Raw genomic sequence first — 16,129 nt, 5'->3', positions numbered from 1 at the left:
GGTGAGCAAGAAGGTTCTTGCCATCGTTGTTACATATAACCCTGAACTGCCATCATTGCGGCTGACGCTGGCCGCTTTGTTGAAACAAGACTGTGGCGTATTGGTAGTGGACAATGGCTCGACGAATGGCGCCGAAATTGGCCAATTGTGCGAGCAGTTGGAAACCGTTGTGTTTGCGCCGCAACGTGACAACTTAGGTGTGGGCGCGGCGCACAATGCTGGGATCGCCTATGCCCAGCAGAATGCCTACCCGTATGTGTTGATAATGGATCAAGACAGCGTGCCACTCACAGGGATGGTGGCGGCTTTAGTGGCGGCTCACGAACAACAATCGAAATCGCATCCGGTCAGTGCGGTTGGTGTCAGCTACCTAAATGCGGACACCGGTAGTGAATCTTTCTTCGTGCGATTTGGTAAACTCAAGTTTGCTCGTCGTTATTGTAATGAACGTGATCAACTTGGTTGTTTAGAAGCCGACTTTTTAATCTCCTCTGGCTCGTTGATTCGGACTGACACCATCGAGCATATTGGTACTATGGATGAATCACTGTTTATCGATCACGTCGACACCGAATGGTTCTTGCGAGCCAAGAATCGAGGCTATCGGGCCTTTGGTGTTTGCGACGCATTAATGCAACATGGTTTGGGCGAACAGACGCATCGCGTAGCGATCGGCGGTCGCCAGCGCAATGTGCCGCAACATAAACCATTTCGCTATTACTATATTATGCGAAACAGTGTGCTGCTTTACCGGCGCGGCTACTGCAGCAATTGGTGGAAGTGGAACGACATTCAACGTTTAGGCATGATCTTCATTATGTTTGGGCTTGTGAAAGCGCCGAGACGAGCAAATTTGAGCATGATGTTACGCGGTGTGTGGCATGGCTTAAGAGGGGTAACGGGGCCGATGCCGAATGCCTAGATATCACGTAATTATTGTCAACTACAATGCCGGAGATTGGTTATGCCGATCGATTAATTCGGCCATTGAGTATGGCGCAGGCGCGATCACCGTGGTTGATAATGCTTCGTCTGACGACAGTATCGCTAACGCCCAAGCAGCGGTGTCTGAGTCTCGTGTTCAGTGGCTACTCAATGAGTGTAACGTGGGGTTTGCTGCAGCTAACAATCAGGTGTTGCGCGAATTGGATGCGGACACCGAGTTTGCGATTTTGATGAATCCAGACTGCGAATTAGCGCCAGATACGATAGAACATATTTTAAATGCCTTTGAGGCTCATCCGCGTTTAGGACTTGCGAGTGGCTTGATTTTAAATGAAGACGGGAGTGTCCAAGTGACTTGTCGTCGCAAGTTTCCAACGCCATGGTCGGCGCTGGTGCGTATGCTGCAGTTACATAAATTTTTCCCCAATCATCCGAACTTTAGCAATTTTGACTATGGTGCAAACCTTACTCGGCAATCACCATTCGCTGAGGTTGAAGCGGTGTCTGGAGCTTTTATGGTAGCTCGAGTCAGTGCGATGGGCGAAGTAGGGCTGTTAGACGAAGACTATTTTATGCATTGTGAGGACTTAGATTGGTGCAAACGCTTTGAGCTTGCTGGTTGGCAAGTCGGCTCCGAGCCGGCTGCAGTGGTGACTCACGCAAAGGGCGTGAGCTCTAAGTCGCGACCGGTACGGGTATTGTGGTCGCTGCATCGCGGCATGCTGCGCTTTTTTGATAAATTTTATCGCCAGCAATATCGGTGGCCTATAAGGTGGCTAGTCACGCTCGGTGTCTATGTTAGCTTTGCCGGGCGAGCGTTGATCGCATGGCTCAAGGGTTGGACGACTTCGTGATTCTAATTACTGGTGCACAAGGTGTGGTTGGACAGCCTCTCGCTGAACGCTTGAAATCTGAAGGCAAGCGATGTTTGATGGTGTCGCGATCGGCTAATCACAAACAAGCTAGTTGGTTGAGGTGGGACTTAAATGAACCCGCGGATCAGGTAGTTCGAACTCAGTTGGCCGAGGTTAGTACGCTAATTCATTGCGCACCTATTTGGTTATTGCCGCCACGACTTGCAGATTTGAGCAGCGCACGGCTGACTCGTCTTGTGGTATTCAGTTCTACTAGCGTACTCAGTAAGCAGGGCTCCGCCAACACTCAGGAGCAAGTGTTGGTTCAGAAGTTGGCCGATGCTGAGGCCGCCATTCAAACGCATTGTGATCTGCATAAATTGCATTTAACGATATTGCGACCGAGCATGATCTACGGCTACGGACTCGATCAAAATGTGATGCATATCGCCCGATTTATCCGCAAGTATCGATTTATGCCGTTGGTCGGAGCGGCTAATGGTGGTCGTCAACCTGTGCATGCCGAAGATTTAGTCAGCGCCGCATTGCGAATATTACAAGATGCAAATACCTACTCGAAGACGTATTCACTCGCTGGTGGTGAGGTGCTTACGTATCGCGCAATGGTCGAACGAATATGTCGCGGTGTAGGGCAGTCTCCGCGTATATTATCAATTCCGCTTGGCGTATTTCGAACCCTGCTGATGCTCGCGTCTAAAATCGGGCGATTTGACTACACACCGGAGATGGCGAATAGAATGAGTCAGGATTTGTGCTATGACATTAGTCCTGCCCAATCCGACTTTGGCTATTCCCCTCAAGCATTTTTGCTTAATCCGCAGCGAGATCTCAGTATTACTGGGAATCCGTTGCAGAGCGATCAGGGGTAATCCTGTTATGTTGCGAGCCATAGTGAATCATCCGCTGCTGAATAGCCTTGAGAGTTTAAGCCCGATGCTTATCTTACTCATTATCGCTTTGTTCTGCTCGGTGGTTCTTGTCGCGTGGTTAGCGACTCGATTTTTGATTGCTTACCTAATCCGCAGCTCCATGGTGGACGTGCCCAACGAGCGCACCTTGCATCAAGGTAGTGTGCCTCGTGGTGGCGGTATTGTCATGGTGGTTACTGCGGCACTGGGGTTGTTTGGCGTCGGGGTCTGGACTGACAGCCTTCTTTTTTATGGAATATTGGCTGGCTTGCTGAGTGCATGGGGCATATTAGGCTGGTATGACGATCGACACGACTTGTCGCCCAAAATCCGTTTCATTGTTCAGTTTTGCTTGGCGCTACTAACTGTCGCTGCATTCGGTTGGGTCAATCAGATAGGTTGGTTATATTTGGGTTGGTTTGGCGCAGTTGTGTCAGTGCTTGGTATCTTGTGGATGGCCAACTTATACAACTTTATGGATGGCATGGACGGCCTTGCCGCATCGCAGTCTATTATTGCCAGTATCACGCTCGCGTTCTGGTTTTATATGGCTAACAACCTCGCACTTGCTGTGGTCTGTGGTTTAGTGGCAGCAAGTAGTTATGGCTTCTTGTTGTGGAACTGGCGACCGGCAAAGGTATTTATGGGCGATGTAGGGAGTGTCACTCTTGGTGCATTTTTTGCCACAATGATTATCATAGCCGTTACTCGACACGACTATCCGGTGCTTAGTTTGGTGTTGATATTTGCAGTCTTCGTGAGTGATGCCAGCGTTACTATTGCTCGACGTATTTGGCATCGCGAGAAGATTTGGTTGCCCCATAGAACGCATTATTATCAACGCTTAGCCACGCACGGCGTGTCGCATGCAAAAATTGTGTGTGGTGCCATTATTATGATGTTGATATGTTCCTTGATCGCAACGCTCAGTGTGTTGTACCGTGATACTATCGCATTGGCAATTTTCGGCGTAGTATCAATTATGGTGGTCGCGGTTGTGATTGTAAAAATAATAGAAGCTGGTGCTCTACCAGCTTCTAAACCCCAGAATAAAACAGATTAAAATGATCAAATCCCTTGGCATGCTGGTTTTCCGTTGGCGGATTGTTTTGCACGATATATTGGTCATTCCTGCTGCTTGGCTCGGTGCTTACTGGTTACGCTACAACCTAGAGGCGGTGCCAGACGAGTTTTTAAGGAGTGCAGTTTTCGCCTTGCCAGTGGTGGTGACAGTGCAAGCGGTTACCAATATCTTTGTTGGTGTGCACCGCGGCGAGTGGCGCTTTGTTTCTCTGCCAGACCTGTCGTTAATTTTTCGTGCCACGATTGTTGGCACCGCGACCATTGCTTTTACGCTATTCTTGGTTGCTGAGCGTTTAATGTTTGTGCCGCGCTCGGTATTTATCTTATATGCACTTATTCTGCTGGCGTTAATGTGCGGTTCTCGCTTGTTGTATCGACTGCTTAAAGACCGCCACTTTTCGACTCGTTCAGGCCGTAAAGTTGTCATTCTTGGTGCCGGAGCGGCTGGCGAACAGTTGCTACGGGACCTCCGTCGTAACCATCCTAATCGTTATAATATTGTGGCATTTTTGGATGATGATCCAAGCAAGATCGGTCGGCAAATTCATCGCATCCCCATTGTTGCTTCACCGGATGTGTTGCAAGACCTGATTTTCCGCTGGGACATTGACCTAGTTTTGATCGCGGTGCCATCGGCCAATGATGAGCAAATGCAGCGCCTTGTGGCTATTTGTGAGCGCACCGGCATTGAATTCCGCACCTTGCCTGGTGCACACGAACTGGTTAGCGGTCATGTCCAGCTCGGAGACATGCGAGAAGTCAGAATCGACGACTTGCTTGGACGCGACCCAGTACGCCTCGATTGGCAACGAATTCGTCATAGCCTATGTAATAAAACGGTACTAGTCACTGGAGCCGGAGGCTCTATTGGCGCGGAATTGTGTCGGCAGCTGGCTTCGGTATGCTCGAGCCACTTGGTTATGTTCGATCAATGCGAATACAACTTGTATCGAATTGAAGAAGAGTTACGAGAACGCTTTCCTGAAACCAAAATCACGCCCGTACTTGGTGATGTTTGTGATGCCCCAGCAGCGCGCAATGTGTTTGAACGGTTTCAACCTGCCGCAGTGTTTCATGCCGCCGCGTATAAGCATGTGCCATTATTGGAAGGGCAGGTGCGCGCCGCAGTTAAGAACAATGCAGTAGGAACCCAGACTATTGCTGATTTAGCGCACGAATTCAAAGTCGAGAAATTCGTATTAATTTCTACCGATAAAGCAGTCAATCCAAGTAGCCTGATGGGCGCCTGTAAGCGAGTGGCGGAAATCTATTGTCAAACTTTAGCATCATTAAGTAAGACTAAATTTATTACCGTACGATTCGGCAATGTGTTGGGTTCAGCTGGCAGCGTAGTTCCAAAATTTCAGCAACAAATTAAGGCCGGCGGACCGGTGACCGTTACGCACCCTGAGATGACACGTTATTTTATGACGATTACTGAGGCGACTCAGCTAATCTTAGAAGCCAGTGCTATGGGCGAAGACGGATGCATTTACGTTTTGGATATGGGGCAACCTGTACTGATTTCTGAACTGGCGGAACAGTTGATTCGTTTGTCGGGTAAACAACCCAATGTGGATATTAAAATTGTCTATACCGGTTTACGAGCAGGTGAGAAGTTGCATGAGGAATTATTCCATGACGACGAAAATCTCACGGTCACGGACTACGAAAAGATTCACTTAGCGGCCACACGCCATGTTGATCGGGCAATTGTCAAACAGGTGTTTGAGCAAATACAAGAGCGGATCGACGACTATGATGGTGGCCTGTCGGCCTGTATTCAGACGCTTGTGCCTGAATATCAAGACGGCACAGAGCAAGCCACCAAGAAGACTGCTTAGCTAGCGAGAGCTATTCAATTCACCGCTGGCATTGGTTGTCGGCTGAGCTGTTTTACTCTCTACTTCGCTGGGGATTACTGATTCCGCTTCTGGTTCGGCCTCTAAGCGAGAAACTTGAACTAAGAGCCCAAATTTTGGGTGGTCAAAAAAGTGTTTTTCGTTGAGTTTTAAGCGTCGTTTTTCCTGCATTCTGAACCCAGTAACGTCAAGATCGACATTGATAAACAACAGGTCATCTGCATATACCTTGATGTAACCTTGTGTGTCAGTTTCAAACACGGTAAACGTTGCCGATTCACGATAGGACAGTGATTCTTGCCCCCATGATAAATGATGCATCACATGGTAATTGGAGGATTTTTCGAGCTTTTCGGCATCATCCACCAGCATTGACGGGTCTAGTTTCCAAGTAGTGGAAGCTGAACGCATTGGTTGCGGCGGAGTGTAGTCATGGCTCTCAGAGGCGGTCGAAGGGTTGCTGTGTTTAAATATAAGCACCTCGACCATATAGTCCTTTGCCGAGGCAACGGTTGTAAAGCTCAAGAATAGTAGTGAAACGGTGGTGAATATGCCGAGTCGAATGGTTTTATAATTGTGTTGAATGACGTTCATGATTATTTTGATATTGCGCACTTCGATGCCTTTTGTGTAAGTTTAACGTGTCTTGGTGCAGAGCCGTTAGTGTAACAGTGTAAATCTCAAATGAATCAAATCAACATTACCTCATCAAAGCTTAAAACGAGCCTATCGAGCGACAGTTTTAAGCCCTCATTTGGGCTGCGTAACGCGCACTCTCAAACGATTTTGTCGAGTGTAGGCGTGCGTAAGTCGATAATTGCTCGACGTTTTCTGCCTTATTCGACGTCAAGCAAGCAAATGCTTTTAAGTGGCGGTGAAGGGATTCGGTTAGCCGGTTATCTCAACCGCGCATCAACTAAGCGCTCTTCTTCATTAGCGATTCTGATTCACGGATGGGAAGGGAGCCATGATTCCACTTATATTCAGTCGATGGCCTTGGAGTTGCTGAACCAAGGTATTGATGTGTTTCGCCTTAATTTGCGTGACCACGGCGATACACATCATTTAAATGAGGAGATATTCAATTCGACTTTGATTGAAGAAGTGATGTACGCGATCGAAGATTTGCAGTCGCGTGAGTCATATGCAGACTATCATTTGGTCGGATTCTCATTGGGCGGCAACTTTAGCCTGCGAGTTGCGGCCTTAGCTCAAGAGCGAGAGATTACGCTGGAGAGCGTTATTGCCTTTTGCCCAGTGATTCATGCTAGTCAGAGCAATATTGTTTTGAATCAGCTGAGTAACATTGTTTACGGTAAATATTTTGTGCGCAAATGGAAACGTTCATTGCGCAAAAAATTACAGCATTGGCCACATTATGACTATGCCAGTCGTTTGGACTCGATGAAAACGCTGGAAGAAATGAATCAGCAATTAATTCCTGAGTACACCTCATACACTGATTTAGAAGCTTATTTTGACGCCTACGCGATTTCAGGTGACCGATTAGCCGACACCATTGCACCTTGTTATTTGTTTTTTGCCAAGGACGACATGATTATCCCGGTTGAAGGCATTAAGCAATTATCTGACAGCCCCAATCTCACGGTGGTTGTCACAGATCGAGGTGGGCATTGTGGTTATATTAAAAACTGGAAGTGGGAATGCTGGCAAGACGATCAGGCGCTCGCAATTATTCAGCAGCATCGAAACTCTAAAGCTGATATAGCGTGATGCCGTATTGGTTTAGCCATTGCTGATATTCTTTTCGATTGGGGACTTCTTGCTCGACAATAGCCCAAAAACGTCTGGAGTGATTAAACTCTAGGCAATGCGCTAGCTCGTGCACCACTACGTAGTTCAGCACTTCCGGTGGTGCAAGAATTAGCCGCCAGTTAAACGACAGCGACCCGTGCGCATCACAGCTGCCCCAGCGGCGTTTATAATCGCGTACACGAATCGATTGGTGTGGTGATCGAGGAATGCGCATGCGTTCGGCAAATCTAGCGACTTGAACCTCAAGTTCGGCCCTAGTCTGTTGTTTCAACCACTTTATCAGCTTGGTTTTTGCCGATACTTCGAGTGGAAGATGCGACTCGCTTACTGGAACTTCAATACCGTTAGAGGTCGATTTCACCGGAGCTTTGCTGCCAGGCTTCAAGATGACCAAAGTCGGCGTGCCTCGGTAATGAATAGACACGCCGTCGCTAAACTCAGGGTTGCTCGGAATATCGGGTACGTTGGCGAGATGCTGATCGATCCACGCACGTTTTGATTGTACAAATGCCACGATTGCGCCTAAGCGCATTCGGCTTGGCGCGCGCGCTTGAACGCCCTTAACACCAACTTCCAAACTCAAGCGTTTGCGCCGGGCTGAGCGTATTAATGTGACTTCTAGATCGTCAATTTGTACCTGTTCTGACTTGCTCATTGCGTTAGCCATTGCGCACGATGTCAAATATGTCTTCGACCATTTTGATACGTTGATCAGAGTCTGGCATTTGGCGCGTCACTTGAATCGTGTCTGCGCCGCTAAAGCGGTATTCCAATGGTTTGCTGGCAATCGCGCGCATCAAACTATCGAAATTTATCTGAGGCTCCGGTAAGAAGCTTATAACGCCGCCGCTGGGACCGACTTCCACTGACTTCACGTCGTGTGCAGCCGCCGCTAGTTTTAATTCGGCAATGGCAAACAAATTCTTAGCCGAATCTGGCAGCAGGCCAAAGCGGTCAATGGTTTCGACTTGCAGCTCTTCGAGTTGCTCTTGGGTTGCGGCACTGGCAATACGTTTATACATCGTTAAGCGCATGTGAACATCCGGCAAATAGGCATCAGGAAAGCGCGCAGGGATGTGCAGGTTAATCTCTACTTTCTCTTGTACTGAATAGTGTTCAACCGACTCGCCGTTTTTGAGCTTGCGTTTACGCTGGATGCTGGCGATGGCTTGCTCTAAGAACGCGCTATACATGCTGTAGCCAATTTGGTCGATCATACCGCTTTGTGATTCACCTAGCAGTTCGCCAGCACCGCGAATCTCTAAGTCTTGCGATGCTAGTGCAAAACCGGCGCCGAGTGTATCGAGTGACTCAATCGCTGTGAGGCGTTTGCGGGCATCGTCGGTCATGGTATTGAGCGGCGGTGAAATCATGTAGGCATAGGCTTGATGATGTGATCGCCCGACACGCCCACGCAGTTGGTGCAATTGGGCTAAGCCAAAGCGGTCGGCCCGATTGATGATAATAGTGTTTGCGGTGGGCACGTCGATTCCGCTTTCGACAATAGTGGTACACAGCAATACATTGAATCGCTGATGGTAGAAGTCTCGCATAACGCTTTCCAGTTCGCGTTCAGGCATCTGACCGTGGCCGATTTTAATCTGAGCTTCGGGCACCAAATCTAATATGCGAGCTTGCATCTTCTCGATAGTTTGTACTTCATTATGTAAGAAGTAGACTTGGCCACCACGTCGAATTTCGCGGATCAACGCTTCTTTTAGTAACGCGTCATCCCATTCTCGCACAAAAGTTTTCACCGAAAGTCGAGCTCGTGGCGGGGTTGCGATCACCGAGATGTCGCGTAGTCCACTGAGGGCGAAGTTGAGTGTTCTGGGGATCGGTGTAGCCGTTAGCGTTAAGATATCGACCTGGCTACGCAATTTTTTTAGTTGTTCTTTTTGACGCACACCGAAGCGGTGCTCCTCGTCGATTATCATTAGTCCTAAGTCTTTGAACTCAATGCCTTTTTGAATAAGTTTATGAGTACCTACTGCAATGTCTACGGTGCCGTCTTTGATGCCCTTTAGACCTGCAGCGGTTTCTTTGGCTGAACGAAAGCGCGAGAACAGTTCTACGTTAACTGGCCAATCAGCAAATCGATCAGCAAAATTATTGTAGTGTTGCTGCGCGAGTAGTGTGGTGGGCACTAAGATCACAACTTGCTTGCTACCAGCGATTGCCATATAGGCTGCGCGCAGTGCAATCTCGGTTTTGCCGAAGCCCACATCACCACAGACCAAGCGGTCCATGGGCTTGGCGGTGGTCATGTCACTAATGACATCACTTATTACTTGTTCTTGGTCAGGCGTCTCTTCAAATCCAAAGCCGGCGGAGAATGCATCGTAGCTGTGATCAATAGCTGGGAATGCGTGGCCAACGCGTGCCAACCGTAGCGCCTGAATTTCCAGTAATTCGGCAGCCACATCATAGGCTTTCTCTTTTGCTTTAGTGCGTAGTTTGACCCATGTGTCGCTGCCCATTTTGTGCAATGGTGCAGTCTCTGGGCCACCACCAACGTAGCGTGATACTAAGTCCAGTGATAACACCGGAATGTAGATTTTATCGCCACCTTGATACTCGATGGTGGCGAATTCATTGTCGTCACCATCTAGAGTTAGGGTCTCGAGACCACGATAACGACCGACACCATGATCTTCGTGTACCACCGGGTCGCCGATGTTTAATTCCGCTAAGGACTTAATGATGGCATCCGGGTCGCGGTTTTTGTCAGAGCGCTTGCGTCGTTGAAACGTGCGTTCGCCATACAATTGGGATTCGGTGATTATTTCTACGTTACCATCGGCGAGGCGCAAGCCGCGGTCGATTGGTGACACGGTCAGACTGATGTCGTCATCAGCATCGATAAACTCTTGCCAGCTCTTAACCGTGCGACAGCGTAGGTCGTGTTCTTTCAGTAGTCCGATTAAACTTTCGCGTCGGCCAGCTGATTCAGCGACCAATAAAGTGCGGTGCTGTTGGTCGCGGATATAGTGAATGAAATCGGCATATGGGTCTTCGCCGCGCGGATTAATAGTGAAGCTTTTCGGCGGCAAGGTGTCGAAATCGACAATATGCTTGGCGGCTTTGAGGTTAAGGTTGAGCAGCTGTGCACGAGGGTATGACTTAAGTCCGGCAAAAATATTTTCTGGCGTCAAAAACAATAATTCAGGGGCGAGGGGAGGCCACTCTGAATTTAGTTTGGCATTGTTGTAACGGTCGGTAATCTCTTGAGTTAACGACTCAGCATTCTCCATTGCGCCTTCTTCAAGTACAAAGCCAGTGTTGGTGGGGAGAAAATCAAACAGTGTGTTGGTGTGTTCAAAAAACAGAGGCAGGTAAAATTCAGCACCAGTCGGCGCTAAACCTTTGCTCACTTCACGATAAATCATTGATTGTTTAGGATCGCCATCCACCGTGGCACGAAAGGCTTGCCTGAAGTGCGCGACGCTGTGCTCATCAAGCGGAAACTCTCGTGCTGGCAGCAGTTCAATTTTGCTGAGCGCATCGGTTGACCGTTGTGACTCAGTATCGAACAACCTGATTGACTCAATCGTGGTGTCGAATAGGTCGAGTCTAAACGGTGATTTTTCGCCCGATGGATAGACATCAACGATACCGCCGCGAATTGCAAATTCACCAGGCGCCATGACTTGATCGACACTGTAATAACCGGCCTCAACTAACCGTTGTCGGAACGCTTCGGTGTCTAGATCATCGCCCTCGGCCAGTTGAAAGGTGTGTGCGTCGATATAGCTCTTTGGTGCCAGACGCTGCATCAATGCTGTGATGGGAATTACCAGCACACCTTGTTTTAGGCTTGGTAACCGATGCAGAGCCAAAAGTCGCTGAGAAATAATATCCGGATGTGGTGATACGCGATCGTACGGCAAGCACTCCCAGTCTGGAAATGAGTAAACCGGCGTGTCAGCCCCTAAGAAGAAACGCAGCTCTGATGCAACAGCTGTCATATGCTGAGCTTGAGAGCACACATACACCAGCGGGCCAGCTTGTTGTGCTAGCGAGGCAACGGCTAAGCTGGCGGCAGAGCCATGCAATTTGCGCCAGTGCAGTACATCACCGGCTTTATCGGGGAGTTGGGGATTACGTGGGGATTGCACAACGGAACCTGTGACTGGTTAAAAAAACAGGGCTGATTCTAGCATTTACCGATCAGATTATCCGTGAGGATTGAGCCAATTCACAACCGTTTCAGCAACCTTGTTTGGATGACGGAGAAATGCGAAGTGGTCGGCACGCTTAGTACCTAGCATCGAACCATCTAGTATTACGCAATGCTGAGGCGATTTTTGATCCAATTTTTCCAGTAGTTTTTGTGTGGCACTAGCTGGGGCTAACTTATCATCGGTAAAGTTAATGGCGAGAACTGGGATATTAATCTGCTTTAAGCGCGCTTCGTAATCGACCTTGCTGTGGGCTAAGCGATACGTTCCAGTGCGTGCATTGTGGGCCCAATCACGCATGACACCACGCGCTTCATTGCCGCCAAATCGAAAGCGGTGACCTGGGAAATAACCGCATAGTTGGGCGGTCAGATTGCAAACTTGGCTAAACAACAAGATTGACCAACTCTCCGGCCAAGGCCATCCGCGATAGTAGACTGAACATGAGGCAACCAGAGCTATGCCATTGATATCTATGTTTGAATTGGCTAACGAAAGCATAGACACTTGGCCGCCTAAGCTGTGTCCCAATAAGGTGATTGGGCGGTTGTTGGTGTGGTGGCGTATGGTGTTAATTGCCGCAGGCAGGTCGTGTTCAACTAGCTCGCTATAGGAAAAATCCACCTTGCGAGAAGGGCGAATAGAGCTAGCACCGTGACCTCTTAAATCAAAGACTCCAGCGGTTACGCCCAATTGCGCTAATGCCTGCATTAAGGGTTCGTATTTGTGCGCAGGAACCCCCATTGCAGGCATCATCAACACGGTGTGCTTGGCAGTTGGATGAGCCTTGACGAGGCATAGCGCATTGCTTACGCCGTCATCTGCCGTGAAGGGAATGGTCTCTAGGTGGCGCGCTGCGGGGGCTGGCATCTCACCATAAACTCGGTTGCTCAGAGCTCATGCCATACCATTCTGGGAACACTAGCATGGTGATTAGGACGATCAACTGAATAATAATAAATGGCACCGCGCCACGATAAATCTGAGTCGTTTTAACTTCTGGTGGAGCGACACCTTTTAGGTAGAACAATGCGAAGCCAAATGGCGGCGTCAGAAACGAAGTCTGTAAATTCATTGCCACTAAGATCGCAAACCAAACTTGGTTTATGCCTAACTCGACCACCACTGCATACACCAGTGGCAATACGATGTAAGAAATCTCAATGTAGTCGAGAAAGAAGCCGAGTAGCGTAATTAGTAACATGATGGCAATCAGAAAGCCCCATTTCTCGCCAGGAATCGCCAACAATAGTTGCTCAACTTGATGCTCGCCGCCGGTGTAGGAGAATCCCATCGAAAAAATCGATGCACCGAGTAAAACAGCGAAAACCATCGCGGTGATTTTGACCGTTTCGTGGGCACTTTCCCATAACATTCTAAACGAAAATTTGCGGTATAGAATTGCCAGCATAATAGCCCCAACACATCCCAATGCGGATGATTCAGTTGGCGTTGCGACGGCGTTAAAGATCGACCCCAGTACGATTAAGATAAGTGCCAACGGCGGAATCACCGCAATCAGCGCCGAGATGATTATCTTGCCGCGAGGTTGGCTAGAACCTTGTTCTCTAATTGCTGGTGCCGCTTGCGGGTTGAGCCAACTATAGATAAGCACATAGCCGATATAACAGCCGATGAGCACTAGCCCTGGTGCTAAGGCGGCTCTAAATAAGTCACCGACCGGTACGCTCAATACGTCGGCAAGTATGATCAGCACGATCGACGGTGGGATAATCTGGCCTAATGTGCCGGAGGCCAAAATTGTGCCGGAAGCGATTTCGGTTTGATAACCATGACGTAGCATCACCGGTAGCGAGATAAGCCCCATTGCAACAACGCTGGCACCAACGACGCCGGTAGAAGCCGCCAATAGTGCGCCGACCAATACCGTTGAGATAGCCAATCCACCACGAACCGAGCCGAATAATTGCCCCATGGACTCGAGTAATTGCTCCGCCAACTTGGTGCGTTGCAAAATAATACCCATGAAGATAAACAACGGGACGGCCATTAATACTAGTCCCTCACCGTTATCGCCCATATTGGAATAGATTCGGTACGGTATCTGCGCCAACTGATTCGGGTCGGCGAACAGAACGACAAAAGCAATGCCGATACCGGCAAAGGTAAATGCCACCGGGTAGCCAAATAGCAGTACCAACAATGCCACCACAAAGATCGATACGCCAATCATTGGGCACCTCGGTCTGGCTTGGTGGTGTGGCGTAATCGTTCAACCCGTTCTAATAAGAACGCGATAGCGGCTAGCAATAATCCTGCGAATGCCAATGGGATAACGCCTTTAATAATCCAGCGATTCAGTAATCCACCTGGGTCTTGCGACTTTTCGCCGATTCCAGTGCTTACCAACTGTGTGAAGAAATCGCTCAGGTTATCTGGGTTGCCACCAAGCTGATAAGCGGCGGCGGTAAAGTTCCATCCAGCCCAAATGATAATTAAGCAAGTAGGTATCAGAAAAATCAAGGTTCCAACTAAATCGATAATCGCCTGTTTTCGAGGCGATAGTCGATCAAAAACAAGGTCGACGCGGACGTGTGATTCGGATTGCAGCGCGTAGGGAATGCCGAGCAAAAACACCGCAGCGTAAAAATGCCAAGATAATTCCTCGAGTCCGATTGATGAGGCATCGAAGGCATAGCGCATAATCACATTGAACGCGAGCATAAACACCAGCGCAATCAGCAAGCTGGCCGCAATCGCACCTAGCCCGCGCATCAGGCGATTGATGGTGTCGATAATCGTTCGAAGCATAATCGAGGGTTCGCCCTAATTAGATTAGTTGGCCATGGATTCGAGGTAGGCTTGCTCTCCAACTTCGGTCCAAGCGCGAGCTTTCTTAAGGTATGCGGCACGCGATGCCAATATTTTTTCAGCCACTGGACTACGTTGGACTTCAGCATCTAACAACGCTTGGTTTGAGGCTTTTAAGGCTTGAACCACTTCAGGAGGGAACTGTTTTACCTTTACATCAGGAAATTGACTTGAAATAGTTGCCCAGTTATCGGCGTTTGCGGCAAAGCTCGATGTGGTCATATTGTACGCCGTTAGCTTAGCGGCATTGCGCAAGATTGACTGTGCCCAGTTAGGCAGTTTGTTCATGCTGTCGCGATTGAAAAAATACAATAATTCGGTACCCGGTTCATGCCAGCCGGTGTAATAGTATGGCGCAACCTTGTGAAATCCCATGCGTAAATCTAGCCCCGGTCCGACCCATTCAAGAGCATCGATAGTGCCACGTTCGAGTGCTTGATAAAGTTCGCCAGCCGGAATGTTAGTCGGCACAGCGCCAACGCCAGCGATGACTTTACCGCCGAACCCTGGGATGCGCATCTTCAGTCCTTTCAGGTCATCGACGCTGTTTATTTCTTTGCGAAACCAGCCGCCCATCTGCATGCCGGTATTGCCTCCCAGCATGACTTCAATATTGTGTTTGGCGTACACCTCATTGGCAAGTTCGAGTCCGCCGCCTTCATAAAACCATGCTGTTTGTTCTTGCTCGGTCATGTCGAATGGCATGGAGGAGAAGAACAATGCATCGGGATCCTTTCCGCCATAGTAGTACGATGCTGACTGGCCAATGTCGTATTGACCACTTTTAACAAAATCAAAGATACCGAAGGCAGATTTATGTCGATTGGCACTATCAACGTTGATGATTATGCGTCCATCGGAGAGTTCTTCTACTAGCTCCTTGTAACGTTCCACCGACTCGCCAAAAACCGGAAAGCCTTTGGGCCATCCGTGAGCCAAACTCAGAGTGATTTTCTCTTGTTTGGTTTGGGTTGTGGCGGCTTCAGGGTTTGAGTCTGAAGCGGTGCAAGCCGTCAGGAAATAAACCGCGGCTAAGGTTAAACATGCTCGTAACGTAACAACCGCTTGTGCCTTGAAATTATATGAATGAGTCATAGGTGCCTTGTCTCGAAAGTCAACGGAATCGACCCGTATTGTAGGGCTAGGGGGTATTTAATTCTAGTTTTTGCTCAGCCTTGGTGCGTGCAGCTTGAATATCGTTGGCTCCAAGTCCGAGGCCTCGCGCGATACTGTCGATCACCGCGCGCTCACCAAAGTCGATATCATTATCTGATATGGCGATCAGCCAGAAGTCGTCCAACAATTGGCTGCGTTCTTTGGGACCCCAGTCTCGACACAGTTTTCCAGCTAGGGTTTCGAGTGATTTTTCCTGGTTGCTGGCGGCACTAGCACGGTCCAGCAACGGTATGATCTCGTCGCTGGTCATCAAAAACTGGTTGCGTAGTATCTCGATAACATTCGCCAGCTCGAGCTTGTCGACCACACCATCGGCTTCCATTACCTTTATCATTAGTGCCGCCGCAGCGGTTTGAATGTCTAGGTTTTTAACAGTATCTGTAGGTTTCGAATGATCAGAGAATGTCATGGCCGGCTCGCAGGGCGGGGTTGAGTGTCATTAAGATTGGCGCTAATTAGAGCATTAGTTAGTGTATCTCGCCAGATTGTTG

The 16,129-nt window shown here is 48.9% G+C and carries 14 protein-coding genes; 6 read left to right on the top strand and 8 right to left on the bottom strand.

Going from position 1 to position 16,129, the window contains the following annotated elements; translation table 11 throughout:
- The first annotated feature begins 1 nt into the window (after nucleotide 1).
- From DFR28_RS17565 to DFR28_RS17545, 5 genes are read left to right on the top strand one after another with little or no spacing between them, the layout of a single operon-like run.
- Entirely contained in the window at nucleotides 2-922 is a 921-nt protein-coding gene (locus DFR28_RS17565; RefSeq protein WP_113955705.1) for a glycosyltransferase family 2 protein, read from the top strand.
- Nucleotides 915-1,799 (top strand): glycosyltransferase family 2 protein, encoded by an 885-nt coding sequence (locus tag DFR28_RS17560; protein ID WP_113955704.1) that lies wholly within the window; start codon nucleotides 915-917, stop codon nucleotides 1,797-1,799. Before DFR28_RS17565 ends, DFR28_RS17560 begins: the two co-directional genes overlap by 8 nt.
- Nucleotides 1,772-2,689 (top strand): NAD-dependent epimerase/dehydratase family protein, encoded by a 918-nt coding sequence (locus DFR28_RS17555; RefSeq protein ID WP_113955703.1) that lies wholly within the window; start codon nucleotides 1,772-1,774, stop codon nucleotides 2,687-2,689. The genes DFR28_RS17560 and DFR28_RS17555 overlap by 28 nt, the downstream gene beginning before the upstream one ends.
- A gap of 7 nt (nucleotides 2,690-2,696) precedes the next feature.
- A complete protein-coding gene (locus DFR28_RS17550) occupies nucleotides 2,697-3,791 on the top strand; it encodes a glycosyltransferase family 4 protein (protein WP_170132167.1) in 1,095 nt (364 codons plus the stop codon).
- 1 nt (nucleotide 3,792) lies between these two features.
- Nucleotides 3,793-5,655, top strand: coding sequence for a polysaccharide biosynthesis protein (locus DFR28_RS17545; protein WP_211317043.1), 1,863 nt, complete (start codon nucleotides 3,793-3,795; stop codon nucleotides 5,653-5,655).
- On the opposite strand, the gene DFR28_RS17540 is transcribed toward DFR28_RS17545, so the two are convergent.
- Nucleotides 5,656-6,267 (bottom strand): CsiV family protein, encoded by a 612-nt coding sequence (locus tag DFR28_RS17540; RefSeq protein WP_113955701.1) that lies wholly within the window; start codon nucleotides 6,265-6,267, stop codon nucleotides 5,656-5,658.
- A gap of 90 nt (nucleotides 6,268-6,357) precedes the next feature.
- Between DFR28_RS17540 and DFR28_RS17535 the strand changes: the two genes are divergently transcribed.
- On the top strand, nucleotides 6,358-7,407 hold the full coding sequence (locus DFR28_RS17535; RefSeq protein ID WP_113955700.1) for a YheT family hydrolase: 1,050 nt from the start codon (nucleotides 6,358-6,360) through the stop codon (nucleotides 7,405-7,407).
- On the opposite strand, the gene DFR28_RS17530 is transcribed toward DFR28_RS17535, so the two are convergent.
- From DFR28_RS17530 to DFR28_RS17500, 7 genes are read right to left on the bottom strand one after another with little or no spacing between them, the layout of a single operon-like run.
- Nucleotides 7,388-8,104, bottom strand: coding sequence for a M48 family metallopeptidase (locus tag DFR28_RS17530; protein ID WP_170132166.1), 717 nt, complete (start codon nucleotides 8,102-8,104; stop codon nucleotides 7,388-7,390). The genes DFR28_RS17535 and DFR28_RS17530 overlap by 20 nt on opposite strands.
- A gap of 4 nt (nucleotides 8,105-8,108) precedes the next feature.
- Entirely contained in the window at nucleotides 8,109-11,567 is a 3,459-nt protein-coding gene (mfd, locus tag DFR28_RS17525; RefSeq protein WP_113955698.1) for a transcription-repair coupling factor, read from the bottom strand.
- A gap of 57 nt (nucleotides 11,568-11,624) precedes the next feature.
- On the bottom strand, nucleotides 11,625-12,500 hold the full coding sequence (locus tag DFR28_RS17520; RefSeq protein WP_113955697.1) for an alpha/beta hydrolase family protein: 876 nt from the start codon (nucleotides 12,498-12,500) through the stop codon (nucleotides 11,625-11,627).
- Nucleotide 12,501: 1 nt separating this feature from the next.
- Nucleotides 12,502-13,824, bottom strand: coding sequence for a TRAP transporter large permease (locus tag DFR28_RS17515; RefSeq protein ID WP_113955696.1), 1,323 nt, complete (start codon nucleotides 13,822-13,824; stop codon nucleotides 12,502-12,504).
- Entirely contained in the window at nucleotides 13,821-14,402 is a 582-nt protein-coding gene (locus tag DFR28_RS17510) for a TRAP transporter small permease subunit (protein WP_113955695.1), read from the bottom strand. The genes DFR28_RS17515 and DFR28_RS17510 overlap by 4 nt, the downstream gene beginning before the upstream one ends.
- A 24-nt stretch (nucleotides 14,403-14,426) precedes the next feature.
- Nucleotides 14,427-15,557, bottom strand: a complete 1,131-nt coding sequence (locus DFR28_RS17505) for a TRAP transporter substrate-binding protein (RefSeq protein ID WP_113955694.1) — start codon at nucleotides 15,555-15,557, stop codon at nucleotides 14,427-14,429.
- A 46-nt stretch (nucleotides 15,558-15,603) separates the two neighbouring features.
- Nucleotides 15,604-16,047, bottom strand: coding sequence for a tellurite resistance TerB family protein (locus tag DFR28_RS17500; RefSeq protein WP_113955693.1), 444 nt, complete (start codon nucleotides 16,045-16,047; stop codon nucleotides 15,604-15,606).
- Nucleotides 16,048-16,129 lie beyond the last annotated feature (82 nt).

The organism is Arenicella xantha (assembly GCF_003315245.1).
GTDB lineage: Bacteria > Pseudomonadota > Gammaproteobacteria > Arenicellales > Arenicellaceae > Arenicella > Arenicella xantha.
Note: the sequence above shows the minus strand (reverse complement) of the source record. Positions and strands in the feature narration are given on the sequence as shown.